Source organism: Paracoccus actinidiae, from assembly GCF_030863885.1.
Taxonomy (GTDB): domain Bacteria; phylum Pseudomonadota; class Alphaproteobacteria; order Rhodobacterales; family Rhodobacteraceae; genus Paracoccus; species Paracoccus everestensis.
Map to the genome: position 1 here is coordinate 580,591 of NZ_CP132956.1, position 14,979 is coordinate 595,569.

A 14,979-nucleotide genomic window follows, 5' to 3' on the forward strand; every position below is an offset into this window, starting at 1 on the left:
TCAGATCTCGACCTTCGCGGCCTTTCCCTGTTGTTTCGCCAGTTCCAGAACCGCCGCCGCGACGGCCAGATCCTGCAAGCCGACGCCCGTTCCGTCGAAGATGGTGACCTCGGCATCGCCGCGTCCCGGATGGTTGCCGATGATGACCTGGCCTATCGCGGTGACATCGCTGTCGGAAATCAGTTTCCGTGCGCTTGCGTGCTGGAATTCACCGATGCTGAGTGATTGGGCAATTTCGTCGGTGAACAGGCGCGCGCGGGCGACAAGCGCCGGATCCAGTTCCTGCTTGCCCTTGGTGTCGGTGCCCATGGCCGCGATATGAGTTGGGCCCTGAACATGGCCGTCCATCAGAAGCGGCTCGAAGGCCGAGGTGATGGAGATGATCACGTCGGCCTCGGCCCCCAGTTGCGGCAGGTCCACCGCCTCGAAGGGCAGGCCCAGTTCCGTGGCCGTGTCGGCCAGCCGGGACAGCATCTCGGGATGGGGGTTCCAGCCGATCACCTTCTCGAAGGCGCCGAAGCGCACGGCGGCGCGCATCTGGAAGGCGGACTGGTGGCCCGCCCCGATCATGCCCAGCACCCTGGCACCCTGCGGGGCCAGGTACTTGCTGGACACGGCACTGGCCGCCGCCGTGCGCAGCGCGGTCAGCAGGTTGCCCCCGACCGCCGCCGACACGCGGCCCGTATCCGGGTCGAACAGGAACACGGTGGACTGGTGGTTGATCAGCCCGTGGCTCGCGTTGTTGGGCCAGTAGCCCCCGGCCTTCAGGCCCAGTGTCAGCCCGGCCCCGTCAAAGCCGCCCTTGAAGCCGTAAAGCGCGTCTTCGTGCCCCAGGGCCTCGCGCACCACGGGGAAGTTGCGGGCATCCCCGCGCGCCATGGCGGCAAAGACTGCCTCGACCGCGTCGAACGCGGCCTCGGGGGTCATCAGGCCGGCGATCTCGCCTTCAGGAACGACCCACATCAATAGGCCTTTCCGCGCGCCGAGACCGGCCACAGGGTTTCCACCTTGCCGTTCCGGACACCCACATACCAGTCGTGGACGTTGCAGGTCGGATCGCAATGGCCCGGCACCAGCCGCAGCTTGTCGTTGACCTTCAACACACCGTCGTCGTCCTGGATCACGCCGTGTTCGTCGCTGCACTTGATGTATTTCACGTCGTCGCGGCCATAGACGAAGGGCAGGCCGCTGTCGACCGACTGCGCCTTCAGCCCCGCGTCCACCACCGCCAGATGCGGCTTGGCGTGCGACATCACGCTGGTCAGGATGAACAGCGCGTTTTCCCATTCGCCCTGGTCGATGCGCTTGCCGTCCGCGTCGTGGATGCGGCCGTAATCCGCGTCCATGAAGGCGTAGGAGCCGCATTGCAGCTCGTTATAGACGCCCGAGTTGCTTTCGAAGTAATAGCTGCCGGTGCCGCCGCCGCTGACCAGTTCCGGCTCCAGCCCGATGACCTTCAGCGCCTCGACCGCGTCGGTCACCTGGGCGATGGCCGCGTCCAGCTTGGCCTTGCGGTCGGCAAAGCTGTCCATGTGCTGCATCGCGCCCTGATAGGCCTGGATGCCGGTGAACTTCACGCCCGGTGCGGCATCGATGGCACGCGCGATCTCGACCACTTCGAGCGTGGTCTTCACGCCGCAGCGGCCCGCGCCGCAGTCGATCTCGACGAAGCATTCGATGGTGGTGCCGTGCTTTTGCGCCGCAGCCGAGAGGTCCGCCACGTTCGCCACGTCGTCCACGCAGACGATGATCCGGCCGCCCGAGATCTTGGGCAGCCGCGCCAGCCGGTCGATCTTGGCCGGGTCGCGCACCTGGTTCGAGACCAGGATGTCGGTGATCCCGGCGCGGGCAAAGACCTCGGCCTCCGACACCTTCTGGCAGCAGACGCCGATGGCCCCGCCCAGGTCCATCTGCAGCTTCAGCACGTCCACGGACTTGTGCATCTTGCCATGCGCCCGGTGGCGCATCCCGTGCGCCGTGGCATAGTCGCCCATCTTCCTGATGTTGCGTTCCAGCGCGTCCAGATCCAGGATCAGGCAGGGCGTCTGGATGTCACCCTCGTCCATGCCCGGCAGCGCCGGCACGTCGAAGCCGACTTCCAGAGTGTCGAAGTTCACGTCATTCGACTTGATGGGTGCGTTCATGATTGCGCTCCTTGGATCCAGGGCAGCCTGTCCAGATCGACATTGCCGCCGGTGATGATGATGCCGACGCGCTTGCCGGCGAATGCGTCGCGGTTCTTCAGGATGGTGGCCAGCGGCACGGCACTGGAGGGCTCCATCACCACGCGCAGGTGCTTCCAGATCAGCTTCATCGCCTCGACGATCTCGGCGTCGGACGCCGTGTAGATCTCGGAGACGTGGTTGCTGACGAAGTGCCAGGTCAGATCCTTCAGCGGCACCAGCAGTCCGTCGGCGATGGTCTTCGGCGCGTCGTCCGCGATGATGTGGCCCGCCTTGAAGCTGCGATAGGCGTCGTCGGCCTGTTCCGGTTCCGCCGCGATGACCTTGGTTTCCGGGGCCAGCGTCGCAAGCGTCAGGCAGGTGCCCGAGATCATGCCGCCCCCGCCGATGGGCGCCACCACCATGTCCAACCCGTCGGTCTGTTCCATGAACTCGCGCGAACAGGTACCCTGCCCCGCGATCACCCGCGGGTCGTTGTAGGGATGGACGAAATCGCCCCCGGTCCGCGCCTGGACCTCGGCGAAGGTCGCCTCGCGCGAACTGGTGGAGGGCTCGCATTCGGTGATCACGCCCCCATAGCGGCGCACGGTGTCCTTCTTGGCCTGCGGCGCGGTGCGCGGCATCACCACGTTGCAGGGGATGCCCCGGCGCATGGCTGCATAGGACAGGCACGATGCGTGGTTGCCCGATGAATGGGTCGCCACGCCCTTGGCCGCCTGCGCCTCGTCCAGGCCGAAGACGGCGTTGGCGGCGCCGCGCACCTTGAAGGCCCCCGGCTCCTGGAAGTTCTCGCATTTGAAGAACAGTTGCGCGCCGGTCAGGTCGTTCAGGTAATCGGAGGTCCGCACCGGCGTGCGGCGGATATGGGGCTGGATACGCTCATGCGCGTTCAGCATATCCTGATAGGTCGGGATATACATGGCGTCCCTCATCACGCGGCCTTTTGCATGGCGGGCACGCTGCGGCGGTAATGGTCCTGCGCGGCGGCGACGCCGGAACCCAGCTTCACCGGCAGGCCCAGGTCGGCCATGACCATTTCCGCCGTAGCGATGCCCGACAGGGCCATCACGTCGGTCAGGCTGCCCAGGTGGCCGATGCGGAACACCTTGCCCGCGACATCGCCAAGCCCGGTCCCGAAAGCCACGCCATAGGCGTTCAGCGCGTGGCTGACGATCTTGTTGGCATCGAAGCCTTCCGGCACGCGGATCGCACTGACGCTGTCCGAGTACAGTTCCGGCCGCTTGGCGCAAAGCTGCATCCCCCAGGCGCCGACCGCGCGGCGCACACCCTCGGCAATGCGGTGGTGGCGGGCAAAGACGTTCTCCAGCCCTTCGTCCAGCAGCATCTCGCAGGCGACGTTCAACCCGTTCAGCAGCCCGACCGGCGGCGTGTAGGGATAGCCGTTGGCGCCATAGCCTTTCGCCATGTCGCGGATGTCGAAGAAGGTGCGCGGCAGCTTCGCCGTCTCGACCGCAGCCATGGCTTTCGGCGAGAAGCCGACGATGGCCAGGCCCGGGGGCAGCATGAAGCCCTTCTGGCTACCGGTCACGGCAATATCGACGCCCCATTCGTCCATGCGGAAATCATAGCACGCGATCGACGAAACCCCGTCCACGAACAGCAGCGCCGGGTGGCCCGCATTGTCCAACGCGCGGCGGACGGCGGCGATGTCGCTGCGCACACCCGTCGCAGTCTCGTTATGGGTGGCAAGGACAACCTTGATCTGTTGGCTCTTGTCGGCGGTCAGGATTTCCTCGAACCGGTCGGCGGGAACGCCCTCGCCCCATTCCTGGGCGACGACCTCGACGTCCAGGCCGTGGCGCTGGCACATGTCGATCCAGCGGTGGCTGAACATACCGTTGCGCGTGGCCAGAACCTTGTCGCCGGGCGACAGCGTGTTGGTGATCGCGGTTTCCCAGCCGCCGGTGCCCGTCGACGGAAAGACGAAGACCTTCCCCTGCGTCGTTTTCAGCACCTTCTTCACCCCTTCCAGCGCGGGGTGCAGGATCCTGCCGAAGACCGGGCTGCGATGGTCGATCGTGGGCATGTCCACGGCCTTGCGCAGGATCTCGGGGATGTTGGTGGGGCCGGGAATGAACACGGGATTCTGGCTGGTCATGGCTGTTCCTCCTCTGATAAGCGCATAATACCCCTTGCGGCCAGAGGTCACAATTTTTCTGGAAAACATTTCCATTTTGGCGCTAAAAACTGAAATACCATGCCTGAACATGGTCTTGCCATTTTTCAGACCGCGAAACGGATTACTGCGGTTTTGGCAATGTATTCTTTAGAAAAGGATGAAAATGTCTGAACCCATCCGCCGCCGGGGCCGGCCACGCAGCGCCAAGGACACGGGCGGCACCGTGCAGGTGCTGGACCGTGCGCTTGACATCCTGGACCTGCTGGCTGCCCATCCCGGCCTGACGCTGTCCGAGGTCGCGGACCGCATCGGCCAGTCGCCTTCCACCGTGCACAGGCTGCTGCATTCGCTGGCCGCGCGCGGCATGGTGGAAAGCGATCCGGCCACGCAGGCCTGGAACATCGGCCCCGCAACCTTTCGGCTGGGTTCGGCCTTCATGCGGCGATCGGGGATCGTTGAACGCGCCCGCCCCATCCTGCACGCCTTGATGAAGCATACTGGGGAAACGGCAAACCTGGGGATTTTGAACGGCGATGCGGTGCTGTTCGTCAGCCAGGCCGAAACCCATGAAACCATTCGTGCCTTTTTTCCGCCCGGCACCCGGTCCCCCCTGCACGCATCGGGCATCGGCAAGGCGCTGCTAGCATTCGGCCGCCCCGAGACTCTGCAGGCCTATCTGGACAGCGCAAGCCTTGCAGGCTTTACAGACAAGACGCTGGTGACGCCCGACGCGCTGACCCGGGACATGGCCCGCATCCGGTCGCGCGGCTTTTCCTTTGATGACGAGGAACGGACCCGCGGGATGCGCTGCATCGCCGCCCCGGTCTTTGACCTGACGGGCGAGGCGATTGCCGGGGTCAGCGTCAGCGGCCCCACCCACCGGATCGGGCACGAACACGTCAAGACGCTGGGCGCAGTCGTGGCGGCAGCGGCGGCGGAACTGAGCCACGCGATGGGCGGATAGAAAAAAGGCTTCGCGATCGCTCGCGAAGCCCGCTGGTTGCGATCCCGTGTCGCGATCAGTGCCCGCCGAAGAAGGCGAACTTGATCACGAACAGGGCGGCCACGATCCAGGTCGCGGCATGGACCTGGGACGCCTTGCCGGTCAGCAGCTTGATCACCGCATAGCTGATGAAGCCGAACGCCAGGCCATTCGCGATGGAATAGGTGAAGGGCATGACCAGGGCGGTCAGCACGGCGGGGGCGGCTTCGGTCACGTCTTCCCAGGCGATCTCGGACAGTTCCCGCACCATCAGGGTCGCCACATACAGCAGCGCGGGCGCGGTGGCATAGGCCGGCACCGACCCCGCCAGCGGCGCGAAGAACATCGCCAGCAGGAACAGCACCGCCACCACAAGCGCCGTCAGCCCCGTGCGCCCCCCCGCCTGCACGCCCGCCGCGCTTTCGACATAGGCGGTGGTAGAGGACGTGCCCAGCATCGACCCGACCGTGATCGCGGTCGAATCGGCCATCAGCGCGCGGGACAGTCCGGGATTGGTATGGGCCGGTCCTTCCTTCAGCAGCCCTGCGCGCTTGGCGACGCCGATCAGGGTGCCCGTGGCGTCAAAGACCTCGACCAGGACCATGACTAGGATCACGTGGAAGATGCCGTAATGCAGCGCGCCCATGATATCCAGTTGCAGGAAGGTCGGCCCGATGGCGGGCGGCATGGACATGATCCCGCCGAACTGCGTGACGCCCAGCAGGATGGCGGCAACCGTAATGACCAGGATGCCGATCAGGATGGCACCCGTCACCCGCATGGCGTCCAGCGCCACGATGATGAAGAAGCCCGCGATGGTCAGCAGCGTGCCGGGGTTGGTCAAATCGCCCAGCGTGACCAGCGTCGCGTCGCTGTTGACCACGATGCCCGACGATTGCAGCGCGATGATGCCCAGGAACATCCCGATCCCCGCCGCCACGCCGCTGCGCATCGACACCGGGATCCCCGCCACCAGCCAGCGGCGGATGCCGGTCGCCGACAGGATCAGGAAGATGATGCCGCTGATGAAGACCGCGCCCAGCGCCTGTTGCCAGGTGAAGCCCATCGCACCGACCACGGTAAAGGCGAAAAAGGCGTTCAGCCCCATCCCCGGCGCCATGCCGATGGGCCAGTTGGCCCACAGCGCCATGACCGCCGATCCGATGGCGGCGGCAAGGCAGGTCGCCACGAAGACCGCGTTGCTGTCCATGCCCGTGGTGGACAGGATGGAAGGGTTGACGAAGATGATATAGGCCATTGTCAGGAAGGTGGTGATCCCTGCGATCACCTCGGTCCTGACGGTGCTGCCGTGCTGGGCCAGCTTGAAGTAGCGTTCCATGGGTTTTCCCTCCCGCGGCTCCTCCGGCCGCCATGGGGGGCAGCTTATGGGGGCTGTGACTGGCGCAACAATCGGCGCGAACCCGCAAGTCTTTCAATGGCTTTTTGAAACCGCCCGCGATCTTTGCCGATTCCTTGATACAGAATGTCGTCCCTGCCCGCTTGCCGTGCAGGTGCGGGCGCGCTTTGCTGTGCCCAGGATGCCACAGGAAGGATGCCCCATGCGCTATAGCCGCGACTTGCGAGGATATGGAGAAACCACCCCCGACCCGCAATGGCCCGGCGGCGCCCGGATCGCCGTGCAGATCGTCGTCAACTACGAGGAGGGCGGCGAGAACAGCATCGAACATGGCGACGCCGCCTCCGAGGCCTTCCTGTCCGAGATCATCGGGGCCCAGCCCTGGCCGGGCAAGCGGCACTGGAACATGGAATCGATCTATGACTATGGCGCGCGGTCGGGTTTCTGGCGGCTGCACCGGATGCTGCGCGACATTCCCGTGACGGTCTATGGCGTGGCGACCGCGCTGGAACGCAGCCCCGAACAGCTGGCCGCGATGAAGGCTGCCGGGTGGGAGATCGCGACCCACGGGCTGAAATGGATCGACTATCGCGACATCCCGCGCGAGGTCGAGGCGGATCACATCGCCCAGGCGATCGACCTGCATACCCGCGTCACCGGCGAACGCCCGCGCGGCTTTTATCAGGGGCGCACGTCGATGAACACGGTGGCGCTTGGCTGCGAGGAAGGCGGCTTCGAATACCTGGCCGACACCATCGCGGACGAGTTGCCCTATTGGCACGTCCACAACGGCAAGCCGCAGTTGATGGTGCCCTATACGATGGACGCCAACGACATGAGGTTTTCATCGGGCCAAGGCTTCGGCACGGGCACGGATTTCTTCGACTATCTGCGCGACAGCTTTGACGTGCTGTATGCCGAAGGCGCGGCAGGCGCGCCCAAGATGATGTCCGTCGGCCTGCATTGCCGCCTGGCCGGGCGGCCGGGGCGCGCGATGGCGATCCAGCGGTTCCTGGACCATTGCCGCGCCCATGAAGGCGTCTGGTTCGCCAGCCGCCTGGACATTGCCCGGCACTGGGCCGAGGTGCATCCGTTCCAGCCGCGCCAGCGGCCGTCCGAAATGGACCGCGACAGCTTTGTCGCGAAATTCGGCGGCATCTATGAACATTCGCCTTTTATCGCCGAACGGGTCTGGGATGGGGAAATGGGCGCGGTCCATGACAGCGCGGCGGGCCTTGCCGCGCGGATGGCGCAGGTCTTCCGCAGCGCGCCCGACGCGGAACGGCTGGGCGTCCTGACCGCCCACCCCGATCTGGCGGGCAAGCTGGCGCAGGCGAAACGGCTGACCGCCGACAGCACCGCAGAACAGGCCAGCGCGGGGCTGGACAGCCTGACCGATGACGAACGCGCCACCTTCACGCGCCTGAACGACGCCTATGTCGCCAAGCACGGCTTTCCCTTCATCATCGCCGTGCGCGACCACGACAAGGCAGGCATCATGGCCGCCATGCAGTCCCGCATCGACAACGACACCCAGACCGAGCGCGCCGAGGCCGAACGCCAGGTCACGCGCATCGGCGAACTCCGCCTGAAAGAGGCTTTGAAATGACCGACCTGTCCCCTGACCTTCCCCCCGCCGGCGCGCCGACGGGCGACATTGCCGAAGTTCCGGTCGCGCAGCCACAGCGCGTCCCCTATGCCGGTCCCGTGGCGGGGCTGCCGCCGCAGACCGGGATGACCACCGACACGGCGGTCTTTACCGAGGCTTACGCCGTCATCCCCCGCACCGTGATGCGCGATATCGTCACCAGCTATCTGCCCGGCTGGGAAGGAATGCGGATGTGGATGATCGCCCGGCCCTTGTCGGGCTTCGCGGAAACCTTCAGCCAGTATATCGTCGAACTGGCCGAGGGCGGCGGATCGGACAATCCCGACGACGACCCCGAAGTCCAGCACGCCCTGTTCGTGACCGGCGGGTCCATGTCGGTCACCATCGACGGGGCCGAGCATCTGCTGACACCGGGAGGCTTTGCCTATGTGCCCCCCGGCACGCCTTGGTCGGTCAGGAACACCACGCCCGGCAACACCGGGTTCCACTGGTGGCGCAAGCGGTGGCAGCCCTGCAACGGCGTGGACAAGCCCGATCCGATCATCACGCAGGAACAGGACATCCCGCCCTCGATGATGCCCGACACCGATGGGGCCTGGGGCACCACGCGCTTCATGGATCCGGCCGACCTGCGCCACGACATGCACATCACGGTGGTGACCTTCAAGCCGGGCGGCTCGATCCCCTTCGCCGAAACCCATGTTATGGAACACGGGCTGTTCGTGCTGGAGGGCAAGGCCGTCTATCGCCTGAACCGCGACTGGGTCGAGGTCGGTCCCGGCGATTATATGTGGCTGCGCGCCTTTTGCCCGCAGGCCTGCTATGCGGGCGGGCCGGGACCGTTCCGGTATCTGCTCTACAAGGACGTGAACCGCCACGCGCCCTTGTGGCCCAACAGATAGGCAAGCCGGGCATCGCGCCCGGCCTTTTTCACAGCGCGTATATCTGCCCGAACTTCTGTTCCAGATAGGCCAGCAGCGGTTCGGGCGAAACGTCGGCGCCGGTCGCCTCGCCGATCAGGGCGCGCGGGCGCTTTATCCCACCATGGCGCTGCACGTTTTCCCGCAGCCATTCGACGGCGGGCGCGGCGTCGCCTGCGGCAAGCGAGGCGTCCAGGTCGGGCACGGCGTCCCGCATGGCCTGGTTCAGGCAGCCCGCAAAGACGTTGCCCAGGGCATAGGTCGGAAAATAGCCTAACAGCCCAACCGCCCAATGCACGTCCTGCAGGACGCCGTTCGCGGGGCGGTCCACCACAACGCCGAAATCGCGCAGGAAGCGGGCGTTCCAGGCCTCGACCAGATCGTCCGTGGACAGCTTGCCCGCGATCAGGTCGCGTTCCAGATCGAACCGCATCATGATGTGCAGGTTGTATTGCACCTCGTCGGCCTCGGTGCGGATGAAGCCGGGGGTGACGCGGTTCACGGTGGCATAGAAGGCGTCGGGGTCGGTGATGTTCAACCCGCCAAAGGCATCCCCCATGCGGTTGAACAGCCAGCCCGTGAAGGCACGGCCCCGGCCCATCTGGTTTTCATAGATGCGGCTCTGGCTTTCATGGACGCCCATGGACACGCCGCGGCCCAGCGGCGTGAAGGCATAGTCGTCGTCGATGCCCAGCTCATAGCTGGAATGGCCGACCTCGTGGATGGTGGAATAGATGCAGTTGAAGGGATCGGCCTCGACCACCCGCGTGGTGATGCGGCTGTCCTGCCAGCGGCCGCTGCTGAAGGGATGGACGGCAATGTCCATCCGCCCCCGCGACCAGTCATAACCGAAGGCCGTCGCGCAGATGCGAGCCAGCCGGATCTGGGTTTCCTGCGGGAAATGGCCCGTCAAAGGCTGCGGCTGACGCTCGGCTCCCAACACGTCCTCGCGCAGGGCCACCAAGCGCGGGCGCATGGTGTCGAACAGGGCCGCGATCTCGGCCCCCGTCATGCCCTGCTCGTAATCGTCCAGCAGCGCGTCATAAGGATCGCCGCCGTCGGCCAGGGCCGCGGCCTCGTCCTGCTTCAACACCAGGACCTGGTCCAGCGTCGGCAGGAAATCCTCGGGCGCGTCATTGGCACGCGCGTCCGCCCAGATGCCTTGGGACAGCGAGGTCAGCCGCGCCAGTTCCTGAGCCAGCTTGGCCGGGATGCGGCTTGCGCGGTTGAAATCGCGGGCGATCAGTTCGACGGACCGCGCCTCGGCCTCGGACTGCGGTTCGGCCACGTCCAGCCATTCGCCGATGCGCGGGTCCGTGCGGCGTTCGTGCAGGACGGCCTCGATCGCGGCCATCTCCTCGGCCCGCTGCTCGACCGCGCCGCGCGGCATGACGGTTTCCTGGTCCCAGCCCAGGCGTTCGGCGACCGAGGACAGCGCCTCGGTCTGGCGCTGAAAGGCAAGCAGGTCGTTGATGGCCGTCATCGGATGGTCCCCCTGACCGAGGTTTCATGCGGAAAGCGCGCATGATGCCTTGCCCGGATGATAAGTGCAAACAGCACGACCGCGCCGACCTGATGCGACAAGGCCAGTCCCAGGGGCGAGGCGTGGATGACGTTCATGATGCCAAGGCCCACCTGGGCGGCGACCGCAGCCAGCATGACCGTGAAAGCGCCCCGCGTCACCGGATGGGGCGACCGGCGGGCGCGCAACCAGACCACCACGGCAAAGATCGCCAGCAGGTAACCCACCATGCGGTGGACGAACTGCACCAGAGCCGGGTTCTCGAACAGGTTGCGCCAGCCAAGGGCGGGATCCCAGATCGCCGCCGGGATCCATTCGCCGCCCATGGTGGGCCAGCCGGTATAGGTCCGGCCCGCGTCGATGCCCGCGACCAGCGCCCCGATAAGGATCTGCACAAAGGCTAGGTGCATCAGGCCCGTGGACATGGAGAACAGCTTGGGTTCGCCCGCGCGGCGGGCGCGCAGCAACTCGGCCTCACTGCGCCCCAGCAGCAGGACATACCAGGCGATCAGGCCCAGGATCACGAAGGCCAGCCCCAGATGGGTGGCCAGGCGATAGGATGCCACGCGGGTCATGCCCTCGACCAAACCGGAACTGACCATCCACCAGCCGATGGCCCCTTGCAGCCCGCCTAACGCGCCCAGGCCCAGCAAGCGCGGCGTCCAGCCCACAGGAATGCGTTTGCTGGCCAAGAAAAACACAAAGCCCGCCGCCCAGACAAGGCCGATCAGCCGGCCCAGCAGGCGATGCGCCCATTCCCATAGATAGATCTGCTTGAACCCCGCCAGATCCATGTCGGAGTTTACCTCGACATATTGGGGGATCTGCTTGTAAGCCTCGAATTCCGATTGCCATTCCGCGTCCGACATGGGTGGAATGGTGCCCGTGACGGGCGCCCATTCGGTGATGGACAGGCCCGATCCGGTCAGGCGCGTCGCCCCGCCAAGCGCGATCATCGCCAGGACCATCACGAACAACACCATCAGCCAGATGCGGATGGCGCGCCGCGCGCCGCGCGAGGCCGCGTCGATCATGCCGGTCGTGGTCACGGGGCGGCTGGGGGCGGCGGGGTCGAGAACTTCCTGGAAAATGGGGCGCTTGGCCATCGCTTGCTCCTTCAGGCGGACAGTGGGGTGGGTCAGCGCCGGGTCAATTGCCGCAGCATCCCGTGCAGGATGCGCACGTCGCCGCGCGTCAGCGCCAGGCGCGACCACATGTTGCGCAGGTTCAGCCGCATCGACGCGGCCTTGGTCTCGGGAAAGAAGAAGCCTGCCTCGCCCAGCCTTTCCTCGAAGTGGTCGCCCAGCTTCTCGATCTCCAGCCGGTCGGCCAGGGCAATCGCCTCGGGGCGGGCATGGTGGGGCGACGGTTCGGGCGGCAGGATGTCGCGCCCGTATTCGTAACCCATCAGCAGCACGGCCTGGGCCAGGTTCAGCGACGGGAAGTCGGGGTTCACAGGCACCGTCACGATGGCATTGGCACGGGCAACGTCGTCGTTTTCCAGCCCCGTGCGTTCCGGGCCAAAGATGATCGCGCAACGCCCCGGATGAGCGCGGGCCATGTCCATCGCCGTCGCCGGGGTATGGACGGGCTTGGACAGTTCCCGCCCCCGCGCGGTGGTGGCAAAGGCAAAGTCGATCCCTTCCATGGCTTCGGCCAGGGTCGGGAAGATCCGCGCGTGGTCCAGCACCTGCCCGGCCGCACCCGATGCCATGGCAATCGCGCGCGGATTGGGCCAGCCGTCGCGGGGATCGACCAGCCGCATCTCGGTCAGGCCGAAGTTCAGCATGGCGCGGGCAGCCGCGCCGATGTTTTCGCCCATCTGCGGGCGGACCAGAATGATGACGGGCAGGCGGGTGCTTTCCATGCGGGGCAGATAGTCCGTCTGGCGGCGGGCGGCAAGCTGCGCTATGGGCGGGATAAAGGAGTTCCGCCATGCCTGACGCCGCACAAGTCGCCCCGCAGCTTTACCTGATGACGCCCGCGGGCGCGCAGGCATCCACCCTGGGGCCGCAACTGGCGGCGGTGATGGACGCCTTTCCGGTGGCCTGCCTGCGCATCCGCGCAGGGGCCGAGGAGGACGAATTGGGCCGCATCGCCGATCTGGCCCGCGAAATCGCCCATGCGCGCGACGTGGCCGTGGTGATCGACGACCTTGTGGCGCTGGCGCAGCGGCATGGGCTGGACGGGGTGCATCTGACCGATGGCGCAAAGGCCGTCCGCTATGCCCGCAAGGAACTGGGCGCGGATGCCATTATCGGCGCTTTTTGCGGCAGTTCGCGTCACGAAGGGATGAACGCGGGCGAGGCGGGGGCGGATTACGTCAGCTTTGGCCCGGTGGGCGACAGCGCGCTGTATCGCGGCGAACCCGCGCCGCTGGATCTGTTCCAGTGGTGGTCCGAGACGATCGAGGTGCCGGTCGTGGCCGAAGGCGCCATTACCCGGGATCTGCTGGCGCACCTGTCCCCGGTCAGCGACTTTGTCGCCATCGGCCCGGAAATCTGGTCAGCCGAGGATCCGGTGGCCGCGCTGACGGCGCTCTGGGGCTAGATATCGAAGCGTTCGCGGGCGCCTGCGGCAAAGCGGCGCAGGATCAGCGGGTAAAGCTGGTGTTCGCGTTCCAAGACGCGGGCGGCCAGCGTTTCGGGCGTGTCGCCGGGTTCGACGAGAACGCGCGCCTGGCCCAGGATCGGGCCTGAATCCAGGTCGGACGTGACCTCGTGGACGGTGGCGCCGGCTTCCTCATCCCCGGCCTCGATGGCCCGGGCATGGGTGCGCAGGCCGGGATATTTGGGCAGCAGCGACGGATGGATATTGATCATCCGGCCTTCGAAGCGGTCGATGAAGGCGGGCGTCAGGATGCGCATGAAGCCCGCAAGGCAGATGATGTCGGGACGGGCGCCCAGCAGCGGTTCCAGAAGTGCGGCCTCGAAGGCGGCGCGGTCGCCATTATAGGCGCGGTGATCCACGGCGGCGGTAGGCACGCCCAGGGCCGCCGCCTTGGCAAGCCCGGCGGCAGCAGGATCGTTCGAGGCGACCAGAACCGGCTGGGCCGGATGATTGCCTGCCTGCATATCCTCGACCAGGCGGACCATGTTCGATCCGCTGCCCGAAATCAGGATGGCGACACGCTTCACGCAAGCGTCCCGTGGTACCGGACGCCCTGCCCTGCGGTGACGCGGCCAAGGCGGTGGACCGTCTCGCCCTGCGCGGCCAGCAGGTCAGCCAGCGCATCGGCCCGGTCAGAGGCGACCGCCAGGATCATGCCGATGCCGCTGTTGAAGGTCTTCAGCATCTCGGCCGCCTCGATCCCGCCCGCCTGCGCCAGCCAGCGGAAGACCGGCGGCAAGGTCCAGGACGACAGGTCGATTTCCGCGCCCAGATCCTTGGGCAGGACGCGCGGCAGGTTCTCGGTGATGCCGCCGCCGGTGATATGGGCCAGGGCATGAACCCCGCCCGCCCGGATCGCCGCCAGGGCGGGCTTGACGTAAAGCCGCGTGGGCGTCAGCAGCGCCGTGCCCAGGTCGCCGTCGCCGAATGGCGAGGCCGCGTCCCAGCCCAGCCCCGCGTGTTCCGCGACCTTGCGGACCAACGAATAGCCGTTGGAATGCACCCCGTCCGATGCCAGGCCCAGCAGCACGTCGCCCTCGGCCACGCCCGCAGGCAGGGCCGTGCCGCGCTGCATTGCGCCGACCGCGAACCCGGCCAGGTCGAAGTCGCCGTCGTGATACATACCCGGCATTTCCGCCGTCTCGCCGCCGATCAGGGCGCAGCCCGCGGTCTTGCACCCCCTTGCGATGCTTTCGACGACGCGCGCGCCTTCGTCCACCGACAGCTTGCCGGTGGCGAAATAATCCAGGAAGAAGAGCGGTTCTGCCCCCTGGCAAACCAGGTCGTTGACGCACATGGCGACAAGATCCTGACCGATGCCGTCCAGGTGGCCGGTGTCAATGGCGATGCGCAGCTTCGTACCGACGCCATCGGTCGCCGCGACAAGGACCGGATCGTCATATCCCGCCGCGCGGGGGTCGAACAGCGCGCCGAAGCCGCCAAGCGCATCCATCACGCCGGGACGCGCAGTCGCGGCGGCGGCAGGCTTGATGCGTTCGACAAGCGCATTGCCCGCGTCGATATCGACGCCCGCATCGCGATAGCTGATCCCGTTCTTGGTCATGGCGGTCCCCGGCTGAATCTGCGCATCCGATAACGGAAGGCGCCAACCGGGGCAACGGTGATCGCGCTTGACCCATGGCGCGCACATGATTA

General features: G+C 66.4%; 14 protein-coding genes. 4 read left to right on the forward strand and 10 right to left on the reverse strand.

Annotated features, from left to right (window positions below):
- From bhcD to bhcA, 4 genes are read right to left on the reverse strand one after another with little or no spacing between them, the layout of a single operon-like run.
- A complete protein-coding gene (gene bhcD, locus Q5701_RS02870; protein ID WP_306753659.1) occupies positions 1-963 on the reverse strand; it encodes an iminosuccinate reductase BhcD in 963 nt (320 codons plus the stop codon).
- The gene (gene bhcC, locus Q5701_RS02875; RefSeq protein ID WP_306753660.1) at positions 963-2,144 is read right to left on the reverse strand and encodes a 3-hydroxy-D-aspartate aldolase BhcC; all 1,182 of its coding nucleotides are present in this window, start codon (positions 2,142-2,144) and stop codon (positions 963-965) included. The genes bhcD and bhcC overlap by 1 nt, the downstream gene beginning before the upstream one ends.
- The gene (bhcB, locus tag Q5701_RS02880) at positions 2,141-3,115 is read right to left on the reverse strand and encodes a beta-hydroxyaspartate dehydratase BhcB (protein WP_306753661.1); all 975 of its coding nucleotides are present in this window, start codon (positions 3,113-3,115) and stop codon (positions 2,141-2,143) included. Before bhcB ends, bhcC begins: the two co-directional genes overlap by 4 nt.
- Positions 3,115-4,302: an L-aspartate--glyoxylate aminotransferase BhcA gene (bhcA, locus tag Q5701_RS02885; RefSeq protein ID WP_306753662.1), complete on the reverse strand. Its 1,188-nt coding sequence runs from the start codon at positions 4,300-4,302 to the stop codon at positions 3,115-3,117. Before bhcA ends, bhcB begins: the two co-directional genes overlap by 1 nt.
- Before the next feature lie 184 nt (positions 4,303-4,486).
- Here bhcA and bhcR point away from each other — a divergent pair, with 184 nt between their 5' ends.
- Positions 4,487-5,287, forward strand: a complete 801-nt coding sequence (gene bhcR, locus Q5701_RS02890) for an HTH-type transcriptional regulator BhcR (RefSeq protein WP_306753663.1) — start codon at positions 4,487-4,489, stop codon at positions 5,285-5,287.
- Positions 5,288-5,342: 55 nt separating this feature from the next.
- Here bhcR and Q5701_RS02895 read toward each other — a convergent pair whose 3' ends face one another.
- Positions 5,343-6,644 (reverse strand): NCS2 family permease, encoded by a 1,302-nt coding sequence (locus Q5701_RS02895; protein ID WP_306753664.1) that lies wholly within the window; start codon positions 6,642-6,644, stop codon positions 5,343-5,345.
- Positions 6,645-6,864: 220 nt separating this feature from the next.
- On the opposite strand from Q5701_RS02895, the gene puuE reads away from it, so the two are divergent.
- Both puuE and Q5701_RS02905 read left to right on the forward strand, forming a co-directional pair.
- Positions 6,865-8,271 (forward strand): allantoinase PuuE, encoded by a 1,407-nt coding sequence (puuE, locus tag Q5701_RS02900; RefSeq protein ID WP_306753665.1) that lies wholly within the window; start codon positions 6,865-6,867, stop codon positions 8,269-8,271.
- Positions 8,268-9,173, forward strand: a complete 906-nt coding sequence (locus Q5701_RS02905; protein WP_306753667.1) for a bifunctional allantoicase/(S)-ureidoglycine aminohydrolase — start codon at positions 8,268-8,270, stop codon at positions 9,171-9,173. The genes puuE and Q5701_RS02905 overlap by 4 nt, the downstream gene beginning before the upstream one ends.
- A gap of 28 nt (positions 9,174-9,201) precedes the next feature.
- On the opposite strand, the gene Q5701_RS02910 is transcribed toward Q5701_RS02905, so the two are convergent.
- The 3 genes from Q5701_RS02910 to Q5701_RS02920 are packed head-to-tail and all read right to left on the reverse strand — an operon-like array spanning position 9,202 to position 12,580.
- A complete protein-coding gene (locus Q5701_RS02910) occupies positions 9,202-10,674 on the reverse strand; it encodes a carboxypeptidase M32 (protein WP_306753668.1) in 1,473 nt (490 codons plus the stop codon).
- The gene (gene ctaA / locus Q5701_RS02915) at positions 10,671-11,819 is read right to left on the reverse strand and encodes a heme A synthase (RefSeq protein WP_306753669.1); all 1,149 of its coding nucleotides are present in this window, start codon (positions 11,817-11,819) and stop codon (positions 10,671-10,673) included. Before ctaA ends, Q5701_RS02910 begins: the two co-directional genes overlap by 4 nt.
- Positions 11,820-11,851: 32 nt before the next feature.
- Positions 11,852-12,580, reverse strand: a complete 729-nt coding sequence (locus Q5701_RS02920) for an RNA methyltransferase (RefSeq protein ID WP_234853439.1) — start codon at positions 12,578-12,580, stop codon at positions 11,852-11,854.
- Between the two features lie 68 nt (positions 12,581-12,648).
- On the opposite strand from Q5701_RS02920, the gene Q5701_RS02925 reads away from it, so the two are divergent.
- A complete protein-coding gene (locus tag Q5701_RS02925) occupies positions 12,649-13,263 on the forward strand; it encodes a thiamine phosphate synthase (RefSeq protein ID WP_306753670.1) in 615 nt (204 codons plus the stop codon).
- On the opposite strand, the gene purN is transcribed toward Q5701_RS02925, so the two are convergent.
- Positions 13,260-13,850, reverse strand: coding sequence for a phosphoribosylglycinamide formyltransferase (gene purN / locus Q5701_RS02930; protein ID WP_306753671.1), 591 nt, complete (start codon positions 13,848-13,850; stop codon positions 13,260-13,262). The genes Q5701_RS02925 and purN overlap by 4 nt on opposite strands.
- Positions 13,847-14,887, reverse strand: coding sequence for a phosphoribosylformylglycinamidine cyclo-ligase (gene purM / locus Q5701_RS02935; protein WP_306753672.1), 1,041 nt, complete (start codon positions 14,885-14,887; stop codon positions 13,847-13,849). The genes purN and purM overlap by 4 nt, the downstream gene beginning before the upstream one ends.
- Positions 14,888-14,979 lie beyond the last annotated feature (92 nt).